The sequence below is a fragment of the Nocardia sp. CA-120079 genome (genome assembly GCF_050955745.1).
Classification (GTDB): domain Bacteria; phylum Actinomycetota; class Actinomycetes; order Mycobacteriales; family Mycobacteriaceae; genus Nocardia.
In genome coordinates, this window is the sequence record NZ_CP192088.1 from 3720462 (window position 1) to 3742680 (window position 22219).

Sequence of the window (22219 nt, forward strand, 5' to 3'; positions counted from 1 at the left end):
CTTATCCCTTCACATTTTCCAGGGTGCGCTGCGCGGCAGCGACTACGGCTTCCGCGGTGATACCGAACTCGCGGAACAGGGTCTTGAAATCGGCCGAGGCACCGAAGTGCTCGATCGAAACGATCTCGCCCGCGTCACCGGTGAACCGGTACCACGGCATCGCGATACCGGCCTCGACGGCCACGCGAGCGGCGACCGCCGGCGGCAGCACCTCGTCCCGATATGCCTTGTCCTGCGCGTCGAACCACTCCACACACGGCATCGAGACCACGCGGGTGCCGATGCCCTGCGCTTCCAGCGTAGTGCGGGCGGCGACTGCGAGTTGGAGCTCGGATCCGGTCGCGATGAGGATTACCTGCGGGGTGCCGGTGGACGCCTCGGCCAGCACATAGCCGCCCTTCTTGACGCCCTCGTAGCTGGTGCCTTCGACGATCGGCAGATCCTGGCGGGTCAGCGCGAGCGCGGACGGCCCGTCCTGGTGTGCCGGTTCGGAGACCGAGAAGTGCGAGGTGTGCTCGCTGCTGTCGCGCTCGAGGATGGTGCGCCAGGCGTAGGTGGTCTCGTTGGCGTCGCCGGGACGGACCACGTTCAGGCCCGGAATCGCGCGCAGCGCGGCCAGGTGTTCGATCGGCTGATGCGTCGGGCCGTCTTCACCGAGGCCGATGGAGTCGTGCGTCCACACGTAGATCGCGGGCACCCGCATCAGCGCCGCCAAGCGCACGGCCGGGCGCATGTAGTCGGAGAAGACCAGGAAGGTGCCGCCGTACGGACGGGTCGGTCCGTGCAGGGCGATGCCGTTCAGGATCGCGCCCATGGCGTGCTCGCGCACACCGAAGTGCAGGGTGCGGCCGTACGGGTTGGCCTTCCACATGCCGGTCGAGATCGACTCCGGACCGAAGCTCGGCGCGTCGGGCATGGTGGTGTTGTTGGATTCGGCGAGGTCGGCCGAACCGCCCCACAGCTCCGGCAGCACCGGCGCCAGCGCGGCGAGCACCTTGCCGGACGCCTTGCGGGTGGCCATCCCCTTCGGATCCGCCTCGTAAGTAGGCAGATTCGCGGCCCAACCCGCGGGCAGCTCACGCTTGGCGAGCCGATCGAACAGCGCCTTGTTCTGCGGGTTCGCGGCGGCCCACGCGTCGAACTGCTGCTGCCACGCCGCATGCGCCTGCCGACCGCGCTCGATGACCTTGCGGGTGTGCGCGATGACGTCGTCGTCGACCTGGAAGTTCTTTTCCGGGTCGAAGCCGAGGATCTTCTTGGTCGCGGCCACTTCGTCTGCGCCCAGTGCGGCACCGTGCGCGGCGCCGGTGTTCATCTTGTTCGGGGCGGGGAAGCCGATGATGGTGCGCAGCACGATGATCGACGGCTTACCGGTCTCCGCCTTGGCCGCGGCCAGCGCCGCCTCGATGGCGACGACGTCCTCGCCGCCCTCGACCACCTGAACGTGCCAGCCGTAGGCCGCGTAGCGCTCGGCGACATCCTCGGTGAAGGCGATGGTGGTGTCGTCCTCGATGGAGATCTTGTTGTCGTCGTAGATCACGACCAGGTTGGCCAGCTGCTGGGTGCCCGCGAGCGAGGAGGCCTCGGAGGTGACGCCCTCCTCCATGTCACCGTCGGAGGTGATGACGTAGATGAAGTGGTCGAACGGGCTGGTGCCCGGTGCGGCGTCCGGGTCGAACAGACCGCGCTCGCGCCGTGCCGCCATCGCCATACCGACCGCGGAGGCCAGACCCTGACCCAGCGGGCCGGTGGTGATCTCGACGCCGTCGGTGTGGCGGAATTCGGGGTGGCCCGGGGTGAGCGAGCCCCACTTGCGCAGGTGCTCGAGATCGTTCAGCTCCAGACCGTATCCGGCCAGGTAGAGCTGGATGTACTGGGTGATGCTGGAGTGGCCGCAGGACAGTACGAAGCGGTCCCGGCCGACCCAACTCGGATCGCTCGGGTCCAGGCGCATGGTGCGCTGGTAGAGCGTGTAGGCCAGCGGTGCGAGGCTCATCGCGGTGCCGGGGTGCCCGTTCCCGGCGTTCTGCACCGAATCGGCGGCCAGAACCCGAACGGTGTCGACGGCCTTGGTGTCCAGATCCGTCCAGTCGTCCGGGTGGTGCGGCTGAGTGAGGGCGCGGATGTCGTCTGTCACTGACACGACCGAGGTTCTCCTGACATTGTTTCGTCGACGGTGGCGGAGGGGTGCACGCACGGCAGCGGTGGAATGCGAACCGGTTTACCCCAACTACCCTAGATGTGCCCGGTGACCGGCATGTGAGGAACCCGGCTTACTACGGGTGTCGAATCGCTGCGACAGTGTGCCGGAGCGAGGGGCTATGGAAAGAAGGCTGTGCGGCTGGGTCTACCATCGTCTGTAGTAGTTGCCGCCTCGCACCAGCTCGAGCAGGGGGGGACGGTGGCGGTTCGATGCCGGATGCGATGCACAGCGTGCGAGGAGAGACAGTGCGGATTGGGCAACAGCCGGGTGGCAATGGCGCACACGGCTCCTCCGCGACGGCGCTGGCCGACCGGTTGACCGGCGACGGCCTGCTGTCCCGACTACTGCGGCGACCCCTCGCCTATATCGCGTTGACCAAGCCGCGCGTCATCGAGCTGCTGCTGGTCGCGACCATTCCGACGATGCTGCTGGCCGATCGCGGCCATGTCGACATCCGGCTGATCCTGGTCACGCTGTTCGGCGGTTGGATGGGCGCCGCGAGCGCCAATACGCTCAACTGCGTCGCCGATGCCGATATCGACAAGGTGATGAAGCGGACGGCGAAGCGGCCGCTGGCCAGGGACGCCGTGCCGACCTCGCATGCCTTCGTCTTCGGTGTCACCCTCGGCATCGGCTCCTTCGCCTGGCTGTGGTGGCAGGCGAATCTGCTCAGTGGTCTGCTGGTCGTCGCGACCATCCTGTTCTACGTCTTCGTGTACACCCTCGGCCTCAAGCGCCGGACCTCGCAGAACGTGGTGTGGGGCGGCGCGGCCGGATGTATGCCCGCGCTGGTCGGCTGGTCGGCGGCCACCGGAAATATCGGCTGGCCCGCGATCGCGCTGTTCGGTGTCATCTTCTTCTGGACGCCGCCGCACACCTGGGCGCTGGCGATGCGCTACAAGGAGGACTACCGGGCGGCCGGTGTGCCGATGCTGCCGGTCGTGGCCACCGAGCAGGCCGTCACCAAGCAGATCGTCATCTACACCTGGCTCACCGTGCTCACCACTCTCGCGCTGGTCCCCGCGACCGGTGTGGTCTACGCGGCCGTCGCGCTCGTGGCCGGAGCCTGGTTCCTGCTCATGGCGCACCAGCTGTACTCCGGTGTGCGGCGCGGTGAATCGGTGAAGCCGCTGCGACTGTTCCTGCAGTCCAACAACTATCTGGCCGTGGTGTTCTGTGGTCTCGCGGTGGATTCGGTGCTCGGGTGGGACACGATCGGCAGCTTCTTCGGCTGAATCAGCCGATATATCCGTCGGGCCGGACTCGTACGGTGGTGCCGTCGACCGCGTCATAGGCGGTGAAGGCGTGACCGTCGACATCCACGACGTACTGTCCGGTCGCCTTGTCGCCGGGACGGATCACCATGTACACCTCGACACCGGGGTCGGGCGGTATGTCGGTTTCGCCGAACGACAGCAGCGTCGCATGCGGTCCGCGGAACAGGTCGAACAGTCGAATCGGCCGCCCCTCGGCATCTTTGACCGGTGCGTCGGGTGCGCGATCACCGGCGACCAGCACGCCGTGCTGGGCGGGATCTCGGTAGCTGATATCCAATTGACGCGTCTCCTCGCCACGCTGCATGGCGTCCTCGGCGCCGTCGACCAGCTTGTCCAGCAGTTCGGTACTGATCCCGAGCACCCGCGCGGCTACTGTGCGGCGTTCGGATTCGTAACTGTCCAGCAGTGATTCGTCGCCTGCGACGGCGGTGGCGAGCTTCCAGCCTAGATTGTAGGCATCTTGGATACCGGTGTTCATGCCCTGTCCGCCGGTGGGCGGATGCACATGTGCGGCGTCGCCCGCGAGGAATACCCGCCCCTCCCGGAATCGTTGCGCCAGACGGATATTCGGCCGCCACACCGTTGCCCAGGTGAGATCGGTCAGGACGATACCCAGATTTCCGGCATAGCGGTCGAGGAATTCCTGTAGCATCTCGATGGTGGGCTCGGTATCGGTGTCCAATGGCGCACCGAACTGGAACTGGCTGCCACCGGGCAACGGGGACAACATGATTCCCTCCATCGGCCGACCGGCCGCGGCGAACCAGTAGCCGTAGTCGTGATCGAGTGCATCGGCGCCGACATCGCCCAGCAGCATCCGGATCGAATCGTCGGTGGTGCCTTCGAACGGAATGCCGAGCGTCTTACGTACGGTGCTTTTCCCGCCGTCCGCACCGACCAGATAGGCGACACGCAACGTCTCGACGACACCGTCGTGCGCCAATTCGACGCTGACACCCGTCTCGTCCTGCTCGAAACCGACCAGCGCCGTGGCGAGTTCGACCCGCACGCCGAACTCCGCGAGCCGGTCACGCAGTATCGCCTCGGTCCGCGACTGGCCGAGTACCCAGAGGTTGGGGTAGGGGACCGAGGGCGTCGGCTCGACCGGTTCGGCCATCCGATGTTCGCCCGCGAATTCACCGCCGAAGTACGCGCGGATCACCGGCGACGGTGATCCGGCCCGGCGGACCGCATCGAGCACGCCGAGGTCGTCGAAAACCTCGAGTGTGCGTGGCTGGATACCGTCGCCGCGCGACCCGGCGAAGAATTCGGTGGCCCGGTCGATGATGCGCACGGGAATATTGCGGCGGGCCAAGTCGATGGCGAGGGTGAGGCCGGTGGGTCCGGCGCCCGCGATGAGTACTTGCGTGTGGTCGTGCACGATATCTCCGTACTGAATTGTGTTGGTTACCGTCGATGGATCAATCCGGGACGACGACTACCCGGGTGGCGCCGAATTGCGCGGCGGCCCACGCCTCTTCGATCTTCGAGAGCGGGAACTCCTGCACCGCGGTGTCCAACCGGCCGTCGGCGATCAACTGCATGTACTCGGGGATCGCGGCCAGGATCGACTGCACCGACGCGGATCCGGCCCCACTACCCGAGATCGTGATGCGACGGCTGCGCAACAGCGCCGCCGGAACGGCCGCCTCGGCCCCGGCCGTGGCGCCGATCGCCTCGGCCAGTGCCGACGCGGTGGCGTCTTTGTCGTCCTGCAGCGTGACCGTGGTCGCGCCGTATCCCGCCGCCACCAGCTCGACCAGCTCTCGGCCTTCGGTCGCCTCCGGCTCGTCGAAGTCGGGAATCTCGCCGGCGCGGCGCAGGACTGCTGCTTTCATGATCCTCACCAAACTGAATTGAAATTCACTGAATCTGAATTCAGTATGGAGGTTGATAGGTTTTCGTGTCAAGGAGGTGGTGCGAGTGACGCCGAGTCGCCGGGAGAAGTCCGCAGAGACCGAACAGGCACTGAAGGATGCGGCGCGGCGGGTGTTCGCCGAACGCGGCTACTTGAGCACCAAGATCACCGACATCACTGCGGCCGCTGGGCGTGCGGCCGGGTCGTTCTACAACCACTTCGCGAGCAAGGAGGAGCTACTCCAGGCGCTGCTGAACGATCTGGCGAGCGCGGGCGACGAGCGCGCGGAGCAGCCCGAACACAAATCCGATTTCAGTGATCCGGAGGCGGTGCGGTATCACATCGCCGGGTACTGGTCCTTCTCGCGGGAACATGGGGCGGTGATGCGCGCGATTACTCAGGCGGCGATCGTCAGCGAGGATTTCGCCCGGGTGCTCGGACAGTTCGGGGTAGAACAGCGCGCGGATATCGCCGATCACCTGGATGGCCTGGCCGACAAGGGATTACGGCTGCCGAGCAGCGTCGATGCCAGTCTGGCGATGATGTTCCAGGTCACCCAGGGGATGTTGGCCGCGGTCGAGGACGGTTCCCTCACGCTGACGGATGAACAGGCGATCGAGGGTTTGACGCGGTTTGTTTATCGTGGTCTGACGGGGCAGGACTACTGATCCGACGGATCTGGTTGCCGGGCAGCGGAAACCGGCTCGGCAGCACCCGAGAGTGTGAATCGAGCTGACGGGCGTCGGAACCGATCGGGCGGCGGCCGGTATTGCGAATCTGGTTGCCGTGTGGCGGAATCGATCAGGTTGGGGCTGCGGGTGTGAATCGAGTTGCTGGGCAGAACCTTATCGGTACCGTCTGAGGTGCGAATTAGGCTGCTGGGCAATGGATTCCAGGTGCCAACGGCCGCGCTGGGGCGCGGCCGTCGGCATAGGGTTACGGCAGCAGGACGATCGACCCGGTGGTCTTGCGGCCCTCGAGATCGCGGTGCGCCTGCTCGGCCTCGGCCAGCGGATATGTAGCGCCGATCCGCACATGCAGCGTTCCGTCGGCGATCGCGGTGAGGATATCGGTTGCGCGCCAGAGTAATTCGGCCCGGTCGCGGGTGTAGTGCACCAGCGTGGGGCGGGTGACGAACAGCGATCCTGCCGGGTTGAGACGCTGCAGGTCGAAAGGCGGTACCGGGCCGCTGGCCGCGCCGAAAAGTGCCAGCATGCCGCGCACCCGCAAAGACGCGAGGCTGGCCTCGAAGGTGGCCGCGCCGACCCCGTCGTATACGGCCGCGACGCCGACGCCCTCGGTGCGTGCACGAACCTGATCTGCGAGATCATCGCTGTAGCGCAGCACCTCGCTCGCGCCCGCCTCGCGGGACAGTTTTTCCTTCGCGTCCGAGGAGACGGTGGTGATCACCCGCACCCCGCGCGCGGCGGCGAGCTGGGTGAGCATGAGACCGACGCCGCCCGCGCCCGCGTGCACGAGTACGGTTTCGCCCGGTTCGGGCTTGTAGATCGATTCGATCAGGTAGTGCGCGGTCATACCCTGCAGCAGCGCCGAGGCGGCGACCGGTGCGTCGACACCGTCGGGCACCTTGACCGCGACCGCCGCAGGTACCGCGACCCGCTGGGCATAGCTGCCGGGTGCGGCTGCCCAGGCGACCCGGTCGCCGACTGCGAATTCCGTCACATTCGTGCCGATCCCGGCCACCACGCCGGTGCCCTCGGCGCCCGGAATATAGGGCACCGCCTGCGGGTAGCGGCCGGTGCGGATATAGGTATCGATGAAGTTGATGCCGATCGCCTCGGTGTCGACGAGCAGCTGATCCGGACCGATCTGCGGATCCGGCACCTCGACGTAGTTCAGGACTTCGGGACCGCCGTGCTCGGAAACCTGAATAGCGCGCATGAGATCCGTTCTACACCCACAGGGGCTGGACCCGAACATACCGGTCAGTAAACTGACCGCCATGAGTGTTGAAGCCGCCGCCCCAGTCCAGCTGTCGGGTTCCCTGGTGGATTCGGTCAAGGGATTCGTCGCCGAGCACGGCGGCTCCGCCACCGCTGTACTGCAGCCGATCGGCCGCGCGGGCGTGCGCGTCACCCTGATCGGCTCCGACGGTGTCCTCGGTGACCGCGTGGTCGACGACCTGGCGACCGCCAAGGAATTGGTCGAGACCATCAATGGCCTGACCGAAGCCGATGAATGGGATCGCGAGCTGATCTCGGTGGTCACCCCGCGCAAGGGACACTGGGCCAAGATGGCCGGTTGGGTCGCCCGGCAGACCCGTTTTCCCAAGGCGCGCAACGAGAACTGAGCCGTTCAGCCTCCCGTGGTCGCGCCGTTCAATCCGCGAGTCTCGCGTGGGACGGCGCGCAGGATCCGCCGCGCGACCGGGCCCGCGAAGATACCCGCGAGCCGGGTGAATGGCCAGATACCGAGGACCAGCAGCAGGATCAGACCCCGCGCCTGGTAGATGAGAGGTGCATGCTGCATGGCCTCTGGATTCGGATCGATGGTGACCAGCGAGCGGAACCACGCGAAAAGCGTTTCGCCGGTTCGATATTCGCGCGCCACCGTGGTCGGATCGTATTCGATGATCACCCCGGACAGCAGCGCGGCCGTCAGGGCCGGGAAGGTTATGCGGTCCAGCGGGGTGGTCACCGGACGCGAGGGACCCACTATCAGATCCGGTAGGAACAGCAATACCGCCCCGATGGTGGCAGCGGCGACGCCGCCGATCTGCACGATCGTGGTGACCACGTGCAGCGCACCGGAGGGGCGGGCGTGCGGTTGGGTGGTGATCACATTGATCAGTCGGGTGAGGACTATGAGGCACACCCCGGACCGAAATGCCGTCGATCCGAACCGCTGGCTGCGGTCCATCTCCGGATAACGGGTATAGCTGCGGAAACCGTCGCGCCGGTAGCGCCACACATGACCGAGCACGAAAGACACGAACGCGCCATAGGGCAGCGCGATCCACAACAGCGATGTCACGCGAGTTCGCTTCCGCTTACCGATGATCGGACGTACCACCGTCGCAGAGACACCGAATGTCGAACAAGGGACCAACGGCCCTTACCGAAGGGTACTTCGGGCGTCGGCGGCGAATCGTTCGCGGATCGCCGCCGACTCGCGGTCGATGGCCGACGAAGACATTCTGCACCTTGGTTTCCAGCTCCTCGGCCGGGCGATCCAGGAACCGACGGGCGCCACCAGACTGCCGCGTCCGGTGATCGATCAGAACTTCGCCGAGATGGTCCGGCTTGATCGTCGCGGTGACGCGGGCGATCTTGCCGATCACGTCTGTCGCCACCGACACCTCCCTGCCGCGGTTCGACCACTGCACGCTAGACCTCGCGGCCACCGAGAGCCGTTGGCGCAAGCGATCTTTACGTTTCCCTTATGCCCGCTGGCTGCACGCCCTGTCTCGCCTCAGCCCAGCGCTTTGACGATCTCTGCGGCCAGCGGTGCCGACGATGCGGGATTCTGGCCGGTGTAGAGATTGCGATCGATCTCGATATGCGGTGCCCACGGCTCGCCCTCGCGGAAATCGACGCCGAGCTCCACGAGCCGATCCTGCAGCAGCCACTTGGCCTTATCGGCGAATCCGGCTTGTGCCTCTTCGGCATTGGTGAATCCGGTGACCTGGTAGCCGACGAACGGGGAATCGCCACCGATAGCGGTCGCGAGCAGCGCGGCGGGCGCGTGGCAGACGACGCCGAGTGGTTTGCCCGAGGCCAGCGCGGCGGTGAGCAGGGCACCGGAGTCGACATTCACCGACAGGTCTTCCATCGGGCCGTGTCCGCCCGGGTAGTAGACGGCGTCGTAGTCGGCCAGGTCGACATCCTCGAGCCGGATCGGGCTGCGCAGTTCTGCCGCATCGGCCAGGGTCTCGGCGATCTCCGCGGCACCGTCCGCGCCGCCGTTGACCTCGGGTGCGAGACTGCCCTGGTCGACCGTCGGTTCGACGCCGCCGGGAGTGGCGACCACGATCTCGTGACCCGCCGCCTTGATGGCCTTGTACGGAGCCACGACCTCTTCGGCCCAGTACCCGGTCGGATGTTTCGTGCCGTCGGCGAGCGTCCAGTAGTCGACGCCGGTCATGACGAAAAGAACCTTCGACATCGTGTGCCTCCTGATCGGGGATTAAATTGACGCGCTGGCGCGTGCGGCGTGTCAGTTCGTCGCGATGTCGACGTTAGGCACCCGTTCATCGAAGCACCAATAGGATCGCCAATAAGAGACATCGTAATATTGATGGGTCTCTGGTTCCGGGTGCGGGCGGCGTCCGGATCGTAAAGTAGGGGACGATGAACGCGGATAAGGCGAGCGAGCTGGCGGCTCGGCGGGTCGGCACCGCGCATGCCGACGCGCAGCACCGCGTCGCGCTCGCCGAGAGCTTCTATCCGCCGCAACTGCGCGCCTACCGTCGGGCCGAAATCGCTTTTCTGCAATGGGAACTCGCTCGCGGTGTGCTGCACGCCGATACCGGCAGCCCGTGGTGGCGGGCCATCAACGACCGCTTACTGCACGACAAACTGGAGGCCGCGCTGCTGCATCACGCCGATGCCCGCGACGCGTCGACACCCGGTGCCCGGCTGTGGCTCGAATTCCTCATCGCGCCTTCGCCCGCGGCGTGGTACCGGGCGCACAATCGCAGCATCGTCGCCGGTTATCTGGAACATCAGGAGTTGGCCGCGGCCGAATTGCCCGCCGAGCGGTTGATGATCAATGTGACGCTCATGCGGGTGCTGTTCACCCACGTCCTGGTGGCGCGGCCGACGCTGGCGCTGGGCCGGTTCGGGGCTCTCGGCAGCTGGTCGGCCGATCCGCGCCGCAGCTCGGTTCGCCTGTTCCTCGACCTGCGGAATGTTTTTCCCGAGGTGTATCCGCTGGCGAATATGTCCGTCGATGCGGTGCTCGCGCTCGAGGGACGCGTGGCGCGGGCGCTCGATTACGGTCTGATCGTGCCCAAGTTGGAGCAGATATATGCGTTCGCCGCGGAGCAGTTGGATGAGCCGACGATCGTCGGGCTCGTCGAGAACGGCGATCCGTGCTATGCGGGGTTGCGCATCGAACGCGGGCAACTGGCATCGGATGCTTTGATCCGAACACTCGCGCGTGTCACCCGGCCGCGGTCCGGGTAGCCGCCGTTCATCCGTGAGCGACTCAATAATCCCCGCGCACAAGGTTTTTCGGTAGCTCACCAGCCGCGAATCGGGCGATCTCCGCGGCGACAACGGCGTAGGCGCGTTCGAGGCTGCCTCGACTACTTCCCGCGACATGAGGTGTCAGCAACAGGCCGGGCGCTGTCCAGAGCGGATGCTCGGGCGGAAGGGGCTCCGGGTCGGTGACATCCAGGGCTGCGCGCAATCGCCCCGAAACCAGTTCGGCCAGTAGCGCTCCGGTCCGCACGATGGGTCCGCGCGCGACATTCACCAGTACCGCCCCGTCGGCCATCTTCGCCAAGAATTCGGCATCGACCATGCCGATGGTCTGATCGGTCACCGGAACCATCAGCACGATGGCATCGAATTCGTTCAGCAGCCGGGGCAATTCGTCGACACCGTGTACACCGTCGCGGGCGGTCGTGCCGACCAGCGCCAACGTCGCGTCGAAAGCCTCGACCCTGCGGCGCAATTGGATACCGAGATCACCCGCGCCGATGCCGAGGATCCGCTTGCCCGCCAACGTATCCGTCCGATGCTGATACCAGCGCTGCTCGCGCCGCAAATCTGCGAACTCCGTCAGCTCGCGATAAATCGTCAGCAGCGCCGCGACCACCCACTCCGCGGAACTGCCGCCATGTGCACCCCGCGCATTCGACAGCAGCACCCCATCCGGCAGCCGACCGATCCACCGTTCGGCCCCGGCCGTCAGCATCTGCACCAACCGCAACTTCGGCAACCCGGACATATCGATCGAATCGGGCCGAGCCAGAAACGCTGGAACCAGCACCTCCGCCAACTCCGCTCCCGCGGGCAGCGGTTCGCCGGGCGAATACCGCACCGGGCGAATCCCATCGAGCCGGGCCAATACCCCGACTCCAAAATCATCTGGCACGAGGACAGTGACCGGCATGCCTGCCAGGTTAGCCGCGCCCGCCGCCGAATTGCATCCGATCATCGGACCATTCACCTGGATATACGTTGGGATCGAATAACTTTGCCGATCCGCGGCGGCCGCCGCTGCCCGGTCCGCCGTGCACCACGAGCGCGGGCTTACCGTGCGAGTTACCGCTGGTCTCCCAATAGACCTGGTTTCCGTCGCCGACGTCGAGGAGTCCGACCTCATACGGCTCGATATCCGGGAAAGGTTGTGGCGCTTCGGTACTCGACGCGGATGGGCACATCGGAACAGTGTGCGCTATGCCAACTGTTCCGCGGAGTTGGAGACCGACGCCGTGACGCGTTCGCGGGTGTGCAGGCAGGCCCAGAGGGCGGCGGTGGCGGCGGTGCAGGCTGCGGCGCCGCCGACGTGGGTGGCGACCAGGGCGGCGGGCACGTCGGTGAAGTACTGGACGACGCCGACGAGAGACTGGGCGCAGACCAGGCCGAGCAGGACGAACAGTCGGGTGCGGACGGCGGGGGCGATGCCGACGGCGAACAGGCCGAAGGCCAAGCCGATGAGCAGTGCGAGATAGCCGACGAGCAGCTGCGAGTGCAGATGCACCAGGGTGACGATCTCGACCTGCAGGCGTTCGACCGGTCGCTCGATGCTCTTATCGCCCGCATGCGGTCCGGCGCCGGTGACCAGCGTGCCCGCGACGAGGACCCCGGCGAGCGCGACCCCGCTCAGTCCGGTGAGCCAGCGCAGTGGCGCGGGCGCCTGGATCACTTCGATGCCGTCGTCGGGTTCGCTGACCTTCGCGAACATGACCACCGCGACCCACACCATCAGCATCGATGCCAGCAGATGCACCGACACCGTCCACCACAGCAGACCGGTGCGCACGGTGATGCCGCCGATGATCGCCTGCAGCACCGTGCCGCCCGGCATCAACCATGCGTACACCAGCACCTCGCGACGGCGACGGGCCCGGGTGACGGCGAGCACGATGAGCGCCGCGCACAGTGTCACCGCGAAGGTCAGCATGCGGTTGCTGAATTCGACGGTCTGATGCAGCACCGGAACCTCGGCCACCCCGGTGGGGGTGAAGCTGCCCGGGAAGCACTGCGGCCAGGTCGGGCACCCGAGTCCGGACGCCGTGACCCGCACGATCGCACCGGTGACGGCGATACCCGCCTGGGAGACGATGACCGCGATGGCGATCAGTCGCTGCACCCGCAACGAGGGCAGCGGGAGCAGATCGACGAGTCGCAGGAATGCGCGATACAGCACCCAACGATGGTAGCCGGGCCACTTCGGCCACCCACACCCGGTCTACTACATTCCGTCGTTGGCCCTATTGATCGAAGCGGAAGAAGCGGGTGGCGAGGAAGGCGGCGACGCCGCCCCAAGCGGCGAGCACGGCGATGCCGAACCAGTCGATGCTGGTGCGCATGGCGTCTTCCAGCGTGACGGCCAGCGCCCCGGACGGCACCAACCGCACGAGCACATTCACCGCCGCGGGCAGATCGTCGGATGCGAACACGATGCTCGAGATACCGAGCATGACGAACCACAGGATATTCGCCAGCGCCAGCACGATCTCCGCCTTGAGGGTGCCGCCGAGCAGCAGACCCATTGCCGCGAAAGTGGCTGTCCCGAGCGCGATCACCAGTGCGCCGAGCGCGACCCCGGCGAGTTCCGGTCGCCAGCCGAGCGCGAATCCGATGGCCCCCAACAGAATTGCCTGCATCACCACCACGATCAGGACCGCGGCGCTCTTGCCCGCCACAATGCCCCAGCGGGGGAGCGGGGTCGCGCCGAGGCGTTTCAGCGCACCGTAGCGCCGGTCGAATCCGACCGCGATGGCCTGTCCGGTGAAGGCGGTCGACATGACCGCGACCATCATGACCGCGGGCACGATCTTGTCGACCCGGTCCTCGCCGAGGTCCCCGAACGGCAACAGACTGAGCCCGACCAGCAGCGTGATCGGAATGAACATGGTGAGCAGCAGCTGTTCGCCGTTGCGCAGCAACAGGATCAGCTCGAGCCGGGTCTGCGCGGTCATCATGGCGAGGCGGCCGCTCGGGCGCGGATCGGGGGTGAAAGTGCCCGGCGCGAAGCGGTTCCCGGTGAGATCTGGCTGATTCATCCGCGTAGGTCCCGTCCGGTGAGTTCCAGGAAGACGTCCTCGAGGCGACGCTGATCGATCCGGATATCGGTGGCCAGCACATTCTGCTGGGCACACCAGGCGGTCAGCGTCGCCAGCACCTGCGGATCGATCTCACCCTCGAGCAGATACTGTCCCGGCGTTGTCTCGCGCGGCGAGAAGCCTTCCGGTAGAGCGGTTTTCAACAGGCGCAGATCGAGTTTCGGCGGGGCGGAGAAACGCAGCTGCCCGGCCGCACCGTGTGCGGTGACCTCGGCGGGTGTTCCGGAGGCGACGATCCGTCCGTGATCGATGATCACCAGTTGGTCGGCCAGTTGCTCGGCCTCGTCCATCATGTGGGTGGTGAGCAGCACCGTGACCCCGTCACGGCGCAGCGCGTCGATCAGCTCCCACACGATGAGTCGGGCCTGCGCGTCCAGGCCCGCGGTCGGTTCGTCGAGGAAGACGATCTCCGGCTTCCCGACCAGCGCGCAGGCCAGGGCGAGTCGCTGCTGCTGGCCGCCGGACAGCCTTCGATACGGGGTGCGTCGGTTGTCCTGCAGCCCAAGGGTTTTCAGCAACCACTCGGGATCGAGCGGGTCAGCCGAGTAGGCGGCGACCAGATCGAGCATCTCGCCCGCGCGCGCGCCCGGGTACGCGCCACCGCCCTGCAGCATGACGCCGATGCGCGGTCGCAACCGGTCGGAGTCGGTGATCGGATCGAGTCCGAGCACCCGGACCGAACCGGCATCCGGGGTTTTGAACCCCTCGCACATTTCGACCGTGGTGGTCTTGCCCGCACCGTTCGGGCCGAGCAGGGCCAGCACCTGTGCCCGTTCGACCGCGAAGCTGATCCCGGCGACGGCGGTGGTTTCGCCGTAATGCTTGACGACGCCGTCGATACAGACGGCGGGTTCCGAGGCTGCGGTCACCATCGCGCCCCGGTGCTCGGCTCCGTCGCGTCCAAGGGTGCTGTGCCCATTGTTCGCTCGCTTCGCTCCCTCACGGTGTCACACCGTAAGCCGTCGACGGATGTGACCCGGACGACACCCCTGCCTCGTCAACTCTGCGGTCCGGAAGGACCGGCCGCGGTGGGCGCGGTGTCGGCGCCGAGTTGGTGTAGGCGCCACGGCAGCGACTTGCGGGTGGCCAGGATCATCAGCGTGCAGGTGAGGATGGTGATGCAGGCCGCATAGATAAGGACGAAAGGCTGGATTTCGCTGCCGGAGGGCATGAGCATGACGCTGATCGCCGCCGAGGCGATCGTGGCCGGGACCCGGAAGGCGGGGCGGCTGGCCCACGCCGCCAGCGGGACGATGCCCCAGAGCAGATACCAAGGCTGCACCACCGGGAACAGCAGGACGACCGCGCCGAAGGCGACGCCGAGCGCACCGACCGGATGCAGCCGCCCGCGCCAGGTGGCCACCATCAGCCGCACCACGATCAGCGAGGCCGCGACCGCCGCGATCGGTCGGGTGATGCTCAACAGCGCGGTGGTGTGGTCGCCCAATCCCAGTAGAACGCCGCCGAATCCGGTGACCACCCCGAGCGCGGTGGGCAGCGACATCCAGCTGCGCACCGAGTTGGCCATGGTCAGGGTGTCTATCCAGCCGAAACCGAGACCGCTGCCCAGGCAGACCGCGAGCATGACGGTACCGGTGACGCAACCGAGGAATAGCGCGGATCTGAGCACGGCACGCCAATCGCCGCCCCATTTTCGGCTCAGTGCCATCCACACGAACGCCAGTGCCAGCATCGATGGAATCTTGACCATGGCGGACAGTGCGATCAGCGTGGTGCCCGATAAGAGCAGCACGAGTGCGTGTCCGCGCATCGGTCCGATATTGCTCAGCGCCGCCAGACAATATTCCAACCCGACCAGCATCAGGCCGAGCATCATGGCTTCGTTGTGCACACCGGATACCAGGTGGAATATCACCAGTGGGTTCACGGCGCCGAGCCACAATGCGGCCACCGGCGATACCCGGCAGCGCTGGGCCAGTCGCGGCAGCGCCCAAACGATGCAGGCCACGCCGAGCAACGCCAGCATTCGGTGCAGCAGCACTCCGGCGAGCATATTGTCGCCGACGATTTCGGCGATGCCCTTGCCCAGCCAAATCGAGAGGGGCCCGTATGGCGCGGGCGAATTCTGCCAGATATTGGGGACGCTGCGCGTCAGAATATGGTCCTGGCCGAGTCCCTGTACCGGGCCGACGTCGTAGGGATCGAGTCCGCTGGCCGCGATCTCACCCTGCGCCAGATAGGAATAGACATCTTGACTGAACATCGGCGGTGCGACCGACAGCGGGATGATCCACAGCAGCAGCGTGCGGTCGAGTTGTGATCGGCTGATGCGGCGGATGCGATTGGACTGCAAGCCGAGTGCGAATCGGCCGAGCAGCAGCCACGCCAGCATGACGATGACCGTACCGACCATGGTCGTCGCCAGTCCCGAATTGTGCACCCGCGCGGGCAGCCCGAGAATCGCCTTGCCGTAGGTCGGATTCTGCAGCGTGGGCTGGGCGCCGAGGCCGAGCGCGCCGATGGCCATCATCACCGCACCCGTCGCGCCCAACAGACGGACGCGGCGCAGCTGTGCGGTCTCCTGCGGGTTGAGTTCGGCGGCTTCGGGTTCGTTGATGTGCAGGGTGTCGCCGACGGTGTGGTCGGGCGCGACATCCAGACCGATGACCCGGCGCCCCAGCGCAACGGCGGTGCTGATGGGCGCGGTCCGACGCAGGCGAATCAGGGTGGTCGACCGGCTGCGTTCGACACCTGGTTCGCCGTGTTCGCCTGACATCACGCGGCCAGCGTAGCCGATACCACCGGCGGATCCGGTGCCCCGCGGAACCGACCGCGGGCAGGTTCGGGCCGGGCACAGGCGCGGCCGCGTAAGTCCGAACCGAGCCCACTGTCAGGTGTCGATGAAGCTGGTCACGGTGCGCTGACGGATTTTCGGCACCGACGTGTGGCCTAAATCGCACTCATGATTTCGTCGGATGCTCGGGCCGGTCGTCGTACGAGACCCGCAGGTAACGAACGTGTCGCAGCCGAACGCCGCCGGAAAAGCGCTCCCGTGCAGGTCATCGGCGCGTTCAACTCAGGGCACCCTTATTAGATTCCGGGAACGAATTCCGTCACACTGGTGTTGTGAAAACCGTGGGTTTGCCGCACGACGAGGATCGAGGGGCCGGTCGCCGTACCGGTGCCGGGTCCGTTGTTGCGCCCGCGCCCCTGGTGACGGGCGGTGAAGGACATACTCGCGCCGCCGTGGTCCAGCTGCTGCTCGAAGAGGGCCCGATCACCGCGACCGCGATCGGCACCAAGCTCGGCCTGACGCCGGCCGGTGTCCGTCGGCACTTGGACGCGCTGATCGAATCCGGTCAGGCGCGGGCCAGCCGCTCGGCGCCGTGGCAGCAGAAGGGTCGCGGCCGGCCCGCCAAGCAATATCAGCTGACGGCCGTCGGCCGGGGACGGCTCGGCCACGCCTACGACGATCTGGCCGGTGCGGCCATTCGCCAGCTGGGTGAGGTCGGCGGCGAGCAGGCCATTGCCGATTTCGCGCGCAAGCGGGCGCGGGCCATCGTCGAGGGCATCGAGCCGGTCGCTGAACACACCCCCGAGACCACCACCGCCAAGGCCGACGAGATCGCCGAGGCCTTCACCGACGCCGGATTCGCCGCGTCCACCCGCAAGGTCGGGGCGGGCGTGCAGATCTGCCAGCACCACTGCCCGGTGGCCCACGTCGCCGAGGAATTCCCGCAGTTGTGCGAGGCCGAACTCGAGGCTTTCCGGGACCTGCTCGGAACCCACGTGCAGCGACTTGCGACGATCGCCAACGGCGACTGCGCGTGCACGACCCATGTGCCGCTGTTCGTTCTCCCTATCACCGATAACGCTTCCCATAAAACCGCTGCACAGCCCGCAGCGGTACGTACGAACGACTCCGGAAGGAGTGCCGAATGACGACGACCACCGACCAGGTGCAACCGCTCACTCAGGAAGAAACCATTGCTTCCCTGGGCAAATACGGTTACGGCTGGGCCGATTCGGATGTGGCCGGTGCCAGTGCGCAACGAGGCCTGTCCGAGGCTGTCGTCCGCGACATCTCGGCCAAGAAGAACGAGACCGAGTGGATGCTCGAGCATCGGCTCAAGGCATTGCGCATCTTCGATCGCAAGCCGATGCCGAGTTGGGGCTCCAACCTCGACGGTATCGACTTCGACAACATCAAGTACTTCGTGCGCTCCAGCGAGAAGCAGGCCGAGAGCTGGGAAGACCTGCCCGAGGACATCAAGAACACCTACGACAAGCTCGGCATCCCGGAGGCGGAGAAGCAGCGCCTGGTCGCCGGTGTCGCCGCGCAGTACGAGTCGGAGGTCGTCTACCACTCGATCCGCGAGGACCTCGAGAAGCAGGGCGTCATCTTCCTCGACACCGATACGGGTCTGCGTGAGCACCCGGAGATCTTCGAGCAGTACTTCGGCTCGGTCATCCCGGCCGGTGACAACAAGTTCTCCGCGCTGAATACCGCCGTGTGGTCGGGGGGTTCGTTCATCTACGTGCCGCCGGGCGTGCACGTCGACATTCCGCTGCAGGCCTACTTCCGGATCAACACCGAGAATATGGGCCAGTTCGAGCGGACCCTGATCATCGTCGACGAGGGTGCGTACGTGCACTACGTCGAGGGCTGCACCGCGCCGATCTACAAATCCGATTCGCTGCATTCCGCGGTGGTCGAGATCATCGTGAAGAAGGGCGGCCGCTGCCGCTACACCACCATCCAGAACTGGTCGAACAACGTCTACAACCTGGTCACCAAGCGGGCCAAGGCCGAGGCGGGCGCGGTGATGGAATGGGTCGACGGCAATATCGGCTCCAAGGTCACCATGAAGTACCCGGCCGTGTGGATGACCGGCGAGTACGCGCGCGGTGAAGTGCTGTCGGTGGCGTTCGCCGGTGCCGGCCAGCACCAGGACACCGGTGCCAAGATGCTGCATCTGGCGCCGCACACCTCCTCGACCATCATCAGCAAGTCGGTGGCGCGCGGCGGCGGCCGGGCCTCCTACCGCGGTCTGGTCCAGGTCAACAAGGGCGCGCACGGCTCCAAGTCGACCGTGAAATGTGATGCGCTGCTCGTCGATACGATCAGCCGCTCCGACACCTACCCCTACGTCGACATCCGCGAGGACGACGTGACCATGGGCCATGAGGCCACGGTCTCGAAGGTGTCCGAGGACCAGCTTTTCTACCTGATGAGCCGCGGCCTCACCGAGGACGAGGCGATGGCGATGGTGGTGCGCGGCTTCGTCGAGCCGATCGCCAAGGAACTCCCGATGGAGTACGCATTGGAACTGAACCGGCTCATCGAGCTGCAGATGGAAGGGGCCGTTGGCTGATGGCGACTGGTGTAATTGGAGCGGTCGAGGGCGAGAACCCCACGGCCAAGCCGATTCAGAACCCGGGCGCAGGGGCCGCGACCAACAAGGGGGAGGTCTTCACCTCCTACGAAGTGAACGCCTTCGAAGTGCCTTCGGGCAAGGACGAGGCGTGGCGGTTCACCCCGCTGCGTCGACTGCGCGGTCTGCACGACGGCACCGCGGTCCGCGACGGCAAGGCCACGGTCGAGGTCTCCTTGGTCGCCGGTGTGAACGTGGAGACGGTGGCGCGCACCGACTCTCGTCTCGGCGCGGCCGGTGTGCCGTCGGATCGTGTTGCCGCCCAGGCATACTCGGGCTTCGAGTCGGCGACGGTCGTATCGGTCGGCTCGGAGATCGAGGTCGCCGAGCCGGTGGTCGTGACGGTCACCGGTCCCGGCGAGAGTAAGACCGCCTACGGGCACCTGCAGATTCGCCTCGGCAATTTCGCCGTGGCAACCGTGGTCATCGACCAGCGCGGCAGCGGAACCTACGCCGAGAATGTCGAATTCGTGCTCGGTGACAGTGCGAAGCTGACCGTCGTCGCGGTCCAGGACTGGGCCGACGACGCCGTGAACACCACCGCGCATCACGCCAAGCTCGGTCGCGACGCGACCCTGCGGCATATCGCGGTGACACTGGGCGGCGATCTGGTGCGCCTCACCGCGAACGTTCGCTACGACGGCCCCGGCGGCGACGCCGAACTGCTCGGCCTCTACTTCGCCGATGCCGGTCAGCACTTCGAACAGCGCCTGCTCATCGACCACGCGGTGCCGCACTGCAAGTCCAATGTGCTGTACAAGGGTGCGCTGCAAGGTGATCCGCATTCGCCCAAGGGCGATGCCCGCACCGTGTGGGTCGGTGACGTGCTGATCCGCGCCGCCGCCGAGGGCACCGACACCTTCGAGGTGAACCGCAACCTGGTGCTCACCGACGGCGCGCGCGCCGATTCGGTGCCGAACCTGGAGATCGAGACCGGCGAGATCGTTGGCGCCGGACACGCCTCCGCGACGGGTCGTTTCGACGATGAGCAACTTTTCTACCTCCGCGCTCGCGGTATTCCGGAGGATGCGGCCCGCCGTCTGGTGGTACGCGGCTTCTTCCACGAAATCATCCAGAAGATCGCGGTCCCCGAGATCCGGGAGCGGCTGGAGGCGGCCATCGAGGCCGAACTCGCCGCGATCGGCGTCTGATCGACTGATACCTACTCCCCACAAAGGAACTCGAATTCGATGACCACTCTGGAAATCAAGGACCTGCACGTCGAGGTCGCCAACCCGGACGAGTCCGGCGAGCCCATCAAGATCCTCAAGGGCGTGAACCTCACCATCAAATCCGGTGAGACGCACGCGATCATGGGCCCGAACGGCTCCGGCAAGTCGACGCTGTCGTACGCGATCGCGGGGCACCCGAAGTACACGGTGACCTCCGGTTCGATCACCCTCGACGGCGAAGATGTGCTCGCCATGTCGGTCGACGAGCGGGCGCGCGCGGGTCTGTTCCTCGCCATGCAGTACCCGGTCGAGGTCCCCGGTGTCTCGATGTCGAACTTCCTGCGCACCGCCGCCACCGCGGTCCGCGGCGAGGCGCCCAAGCTGCGCACCTGGGTCAAGGAGGTGAAGGAGTCGATGAGCGAGCTGGAAATCGACGCCGCCTTCGCCGAGCGCAGCGTGAACGAGGGTTTCTCCGGCGGTGAGAAGAAGCGCCACGAGATCCTGCAGCTGGGCCTGCTCAAGCCGAAGATCGCCATCCTGGACGAGACCGACTCCGGCCTGGACGTCGACGCGCTGCGCATCGTCTCCGAGGGCGTCAATCGCTACAAGGAGCGCGAGAACGGCGGCATCCTGCTGATCACGCACTACACCCGCATCCTGCGCTACATCCAGCCCGAATTCGTGCACGTCTTCGTCGGCGGCCGCATCGTCGCCGAGGGCGGCGCCGAGCTGGCCGAAGAACTCGACGCGAATGGCTACGTCCGTTTCACTCAGACCGCTACCGCTGGAGCCTGATATGACCGCCACGGTCCGCACCCTCGATGTCGCCCGGATCCGGGCCGACTTCCCGATCCTGAGCCGCACGGTTCGGGACGGGAAGCCGTTGGTGTACCTGGACTCCGGCGCGACCTCGCAACGTCCCCTCGCCGTGCTCGACGCGGAACGTGAATTCCTCACCGAGCGCAATTCGGCCGTACACCGCGGTGCGCACCAGTTGGCCGAGGAAGCCACCGACGCCTACGAGGGCGCGCGGGCCGATATCGGCCGATTCGTCGGCGTGGACGCGGACGAGATCGTGTTCACCAAGAATGCGACCGAATCGCTGAATCTGGTGACGTACGCGTTTTCCGATGACCGCTTCCCCTACCACGTCGGTCCGGGCGACGAGATCGTGATCACCGAGCTCGAGCATCACGCAAATCTCGTGCCCTGGCAGGAGCTCGCCCGCCGGACCGGTGCCACCCTGAAGTGGTACGGCATCACCGACGACGGCCGGATCGACCTCGATTCGTTCGAATTGTCTTCCGCCACCAAGGTTGTCGCGTTCACGCATCAGTCGAATGTGACCGGCGCGGTCAGCGATGTCGCCGAATTGGTCCGCCGGGCAAAGGAAGTCGGCGCGCTGACCGTGCTGGATGCCTGCCAGTCGGTGCCGCATGTGGCGGTGAACTTCCGTGAGCTGGGTGTCGACTTCGCCGCATTCTCCGGGCACAAGATGCTCGGCCCGTCCGGCGTGGGCGTGCTCTACGGGCGGCGTGCGCTGCTCGAGGAGACCCCGCCGTTCATCACCGGCGGCTCGATGATCGAGACCGTGACCATGGAGGGCAGCACCTACGCGCCGCCGCCACAGCGGTTCGAGGCCGGTGTGCCGATGACCTCGCAGGTGGTCGGATTGGGCGCGGCCGTGCGGTATCTCGAACAGATCGGCATGGATGCCGTTGCGGCGCATGAGCACACGCTCACCGGCGCGGCGCTGGAGGGACTCGCGGCGATCGCGGGCGTGCGGATCATCGGACCGACCGAGAACATCGATCGCGGCGGCGCGGTGTCGTTCGTGGTCGAGGGCATCCACGCCCATGACGTCGGGCAGATTCTCGACGATGAGGGCGTCGCCGTGCGAGTCGGTCACCACTGCGCCTGGCCGCTGATGCGTCGTCTCGGCGTGCCCGCCACCGCCCGTGCGTCCTTCGCGGTTTACAACACCCTCGATGAGGTAGACCAGCTGGTAGCCGCCGTGCGGAAGGCCCAGAGCTTCTTCGGAGTTGCATAAGAC

The 22219-nt window shown here is 66.3% G+C and carries 22 protein-coding genes; 9 read left to right on the plus strand and 13 right to left on the minus strand.

Going from position 1 to position 22219, the window contains the following annotated elements:
* Nucleotide 1 precedes the first annotated feature (1 nt).
* Nucleotides 2–2143 (minus strand): transketolase, encoded by a 2142-nt coding sequence (gene tkt, locus ACQPYR_RS17090; RefSeq protein WP_433633325.1) that lies wholly within the window; start codon nucleotides 2141–2143, stop codon nucleotides 2–4.
* Nucleotides 2144–2448: 305 nt separating this feature from the next.
* On the opposite strand from tkt, the gene ACQPYR_RS17095 reads away from it, so the two are divergent.
* Nucleotides 2449–3438 (plus strand): heme o synthase, encoded by a 990-nt coding sequence (locus tag ACQPYR_RS17095; RefSeq protein ID WP_387284466.1) that lies wholly within the window; start codon nucleotides 2449–2451, stop codon nucleotides 3436–3438.
* Nucleotide 3439: 1 nt separating this feature from the next.
* Here the strand turns inward: ACQPYR_RS17095 and ACQPYR_RS17100 are convergent, their stop codons facing one another.
* Both ACQPYR_RS17100 and ACQPYR_RS17105 read right to left on the minus strand, forming a co-directional pair.
* Nucleotides 3440–4861: an FAD-dependent monooxygenase gene (locus ACQPYR_RS17100; RefSeq protein WP_433633327.1), complete on the minus strand. Its 1422-nt coding sequence runs from the start codon at nucleotides 4859–4861 to the stop codon at nucleotides 3440–3442.
* A 40-nt stretch (nucleotides 4862–4901) separates the two neighbouring features.
* Complete coding sequence (locus ACQPYR_RS17105) at nucleotides 4902–5318, minus strand: hypothetical protein (RefSeq protein ID WP_433633329.1); 417 nt, start codon at nucleotides 5316–5318, stop codon at nucleotides 4902–4904.
* An 85-nt stretch (nucleotides 5319–5403) separates the two neighbouring features.
* On the opposite strand from ACQPYR_RS17105, the gene ACQPYR_RS17110 reads away from it, so the two are divergent.
* Nucleotides 5404–6006, plus strand: coding sequence for a TetR/AcrR family transcriptional regulator (locus ACQPYR_RS17110; RefSeq protein WP_433633331.1), 603 nt, complete (start codon nucleotides 5404–5406; stop codon nucleotides 6004–6006).
* A 268-nt stretch (nucleotides 6007–6274) separates the two neighbouring features.
* On the opposite strand, the gene ACQPYR_RS17115 is transcribed toward ACQPYR_RS17110, so the two are convergent.
* A complete protein-coding gene (locus tag ACQPYR_RS17115; RefSeq protein ID WP_433633333.1) occupies nucleotides 6275–7240 on the minus strand; it encodes a quinone oxidoreductase family protein in 966 nt (321 codons plus the stop codon).
* A 61-nt stretch (nucleotides 7241–7301) separates the two neighbouring features.
* Here ACQPYR_RS17115 and ACQPYR_RS17120 point away from each other — a divergent pair, with 61 nt between their 5' ends.
* Nucleotides 7302–7649: a hypothetical protein gene (locus tag ACQPYR_RS17120; RefSeq protein WP_387284456.1), complete on the plus strand. Its 348-nt coding sequence runs from the start codon at nucleotides 7302–7304 to the stop codon at nucleotides 7647–7649.
* 5 nt (nucleotides 7650–7654) lie between these two features.
* On the opposite strand, the gene ACQPYR_RS17125 is transcribed toward ACQPYR_RS17120, so the two are convergent.
* The 3 genes from ACQPYR_RS17125 to ACQPYR_RS17135 all read right to left on the minus strand — a co-directional run bounded on the left by ACQPYR_RS17125 (nucleotide 7655) and on the right by ACQPYR_RS17135 (nucleotide 9463).
* Entirely contained in the window at nucleotides 7655–8332 is a 678-nt protein-coding gene (locus tag ACQPYR_RS17125) for a respiratory nitrate reductase subunit gamma (protein ID WP_433633335.1), read from the minus strand.
* 16 nt (nucleotides 8333–8348) lie between these two features.
* Complete coding sequence (locus tag ACQPYR_RS17130) at nucleotides 8349–8651, minus strand: hypothetical protein (protein WP_433633337.1); 303 nt, start codon at nucleotides 8649–8651, stop codon at nucleotides 8349–8351.
* Nucleotides 8652–8770: 119 nt separating this feature from the next.
* Nucleotides 8771–9463, minus strand: coding sequence for a type 1 glutamine amidotransferase domain-containing protein (locus tag ACQPYR_RS17135; RefSeq protein ID WP_433633339.1), 693 nt, complete (start codon nucleotides 9461–9463; stop codon nucleotides 8771–8773).
* A 185-nt stretch (nucleotides 9464–9648) separates the two neighbouring features.
* Here ACQPYR_RS17135 and ACQPYR_RS17140 point away from each other — a divergent pair, with 185 nt between their 5' ends.
* On the plus strand, nucleotides 9649–10485 hold the full coding sequence (locus ACQPYR_RS17140; protein WP_433633341.1) for a hypothetical protein: 837 nt from the start codon (nucleotides 9649–9651) through the stop codon (nucleotides 10483–10485).
* 22 nt (nucleotides 10486–10507) lie between these two features.
* On the opposite strand, the gene ACQPYR_RS17145 is transcribed toward ACQPYR_RS17140, so the two are convergent.
* From ACQPYR_RS17145 to mptB, 6 genes are all read right to left on the minus strand, one after another.
* The gene (locus ACQPYR_RS17145; RefSeq protein WP_433633343.1) at nucleotides 10508–11419 is read right to left on the minus strand and encodes an NAD(P)-dependent oxidoreductase; all 912 of its coding nucleotides are present in this window, start codon (nucleotides 11417–11419) and stop codon (nucleotides 10508–10510) included.
* A 10-nt stretch (nucleotides 11420–11429) separates the two neighbouring features.
* Nucleotides 11430–11690 (minus strand): hypothetical protein, encoded by a 261-nt coding sequence (locus ACQPYR_RS17150; protein WP_433633345.1) that lies wholly within the window; start codon nucleotides 11688–11690, stop codon nucleotides 11430–11432.
* 14 nt (nucleotides 11691–11704) lie between these two features.
* Nucleotides 11705–12679: a COX15/CtaA family protein gene (locus ACQPYR_RS17155; RefSeq protein ID WP_433633347.1), complete on the minus strand. Its 975-nt coding sequence runs from the start codon at nucleotides 12677–12679 to the stop codon at nucleotides 11705–11707.
* Nucleotides 12680–12743: 64 nt separating this feature from the next.
* Nucleotides 12744–13538 (minus strand): ABC transporter permease, encoded by a 795-nt coding sequence (locus ACQPYR_RS17160; RefSeq protein WP_433633349.1) that lies wholly within the window; start codon nucleotides 13536–13538, stop codon nucleotides 12744–12746.
* The gene (locus ACQPYR_RS17165; RefSeq protein ID WP_433633351.1) at nucleotides 13535–14470 is read right to left on the minus strand and encodes an ABC transporter ATP-binding protein; all 936 of its coding nucleotides are present in this window, start codon (nucleotides 14468–14470) and stop codon (nucleotides 13535–13537) included. Before ACQPYR_RS17165 ends, ACQPYR_RS17160 begins: the two co-directional genes overlap by 4 nt.
* Before the next feature lie 125 nt (nucleotides 14471–14595).
* On the minus strand, nucleotides 14596–16335 hold the full coding sequence (mptB, locus tag ACQPYR_RS17170; protein ID WP_433635156.1) for a polyprenol phosphomannose-dependent alpha 1,6 mannosyltransferase MptB: 1740 nt from the start codon (nucleotides 16333–16335) through the stop codon (nucleotides 14596–14598).
* Nucleotides 16336–16685: 350 nt separating this feature from the next.
* On the opposite strand from mptB, the gene ACQPYR_RS17175 reads away from it, so the two are divergent.
* Genes ACQPYR_RS17175 through ACQPYR_RS17195 form a run of 5 tightly spaced genes read left to right on the plus strand, consistent with a single transcriptional unit; the run spans nucleotide 16686 to nucleotide 22216 of the window.
* A complete protein-coding gene (locus ACQPYR_RS17175) occupies nucleotides 16686–17501 on the plus strand; it encodes a helix-turn-helix transcriptional regulator (RefSeq protein WP_433633353.1) in 816 nt (271 codons plus the stop codon).
* Nucleotides 17498–18934, plus strand: a complete 1437-nt coding sequence (gene sufB, locus ACQPYR_RS17180; RefSeq protein WP_433633355.1) for a Fe-S cluster assembly protein SufB — start codon at nucleotides 17498–17500, stop codon at nucleotides 18932–18934. Before ACQPYR_RS17175 ends, sufB begins: the two co-directional genes overlap by 4 nt.
* A complete protein-coding gene (gene sufD / locus ACQPYR_RS17185; RefSeq protein ID WP_433633357.1) occupies nucleotides 18934–20145 on the plus strand; it encodes a Fe-S cluster assembly protein SufD in 1212 nt (403 codons plus the stop codon). Before sufB ends, sufD begins: the two co-directional genes overlap by 1 nt.
* 39 nt (nucleotides 20146–20184) lie before the next feature.
* Nucleotides 20185–20961, plus strand: a complete 777-nt coding sequence (gene sufC / locus ACQPYR_RS17190; RefSeq protein WP_433633359.1) for a Fe-S cluster assembly ATPase SufC — start codon at nucleotides 20185–20187, stop codon at nucleotides 20959–20961.
* A gap of 1 nt (nucleotide 20962) precedes the next feature.
* Complete coding sequence (locus ACQPYR_RS17195) at nucleotides 20963–22216, plus strand: cysteine desulfurase (protein WP_433633361.1); 1254 nt, start codon at nucleotides 20963–20965, stop codon at nucleotides 22214–22216.
* Nucleotides 22217–22219 lie beyond the last annotated feature (3 nt).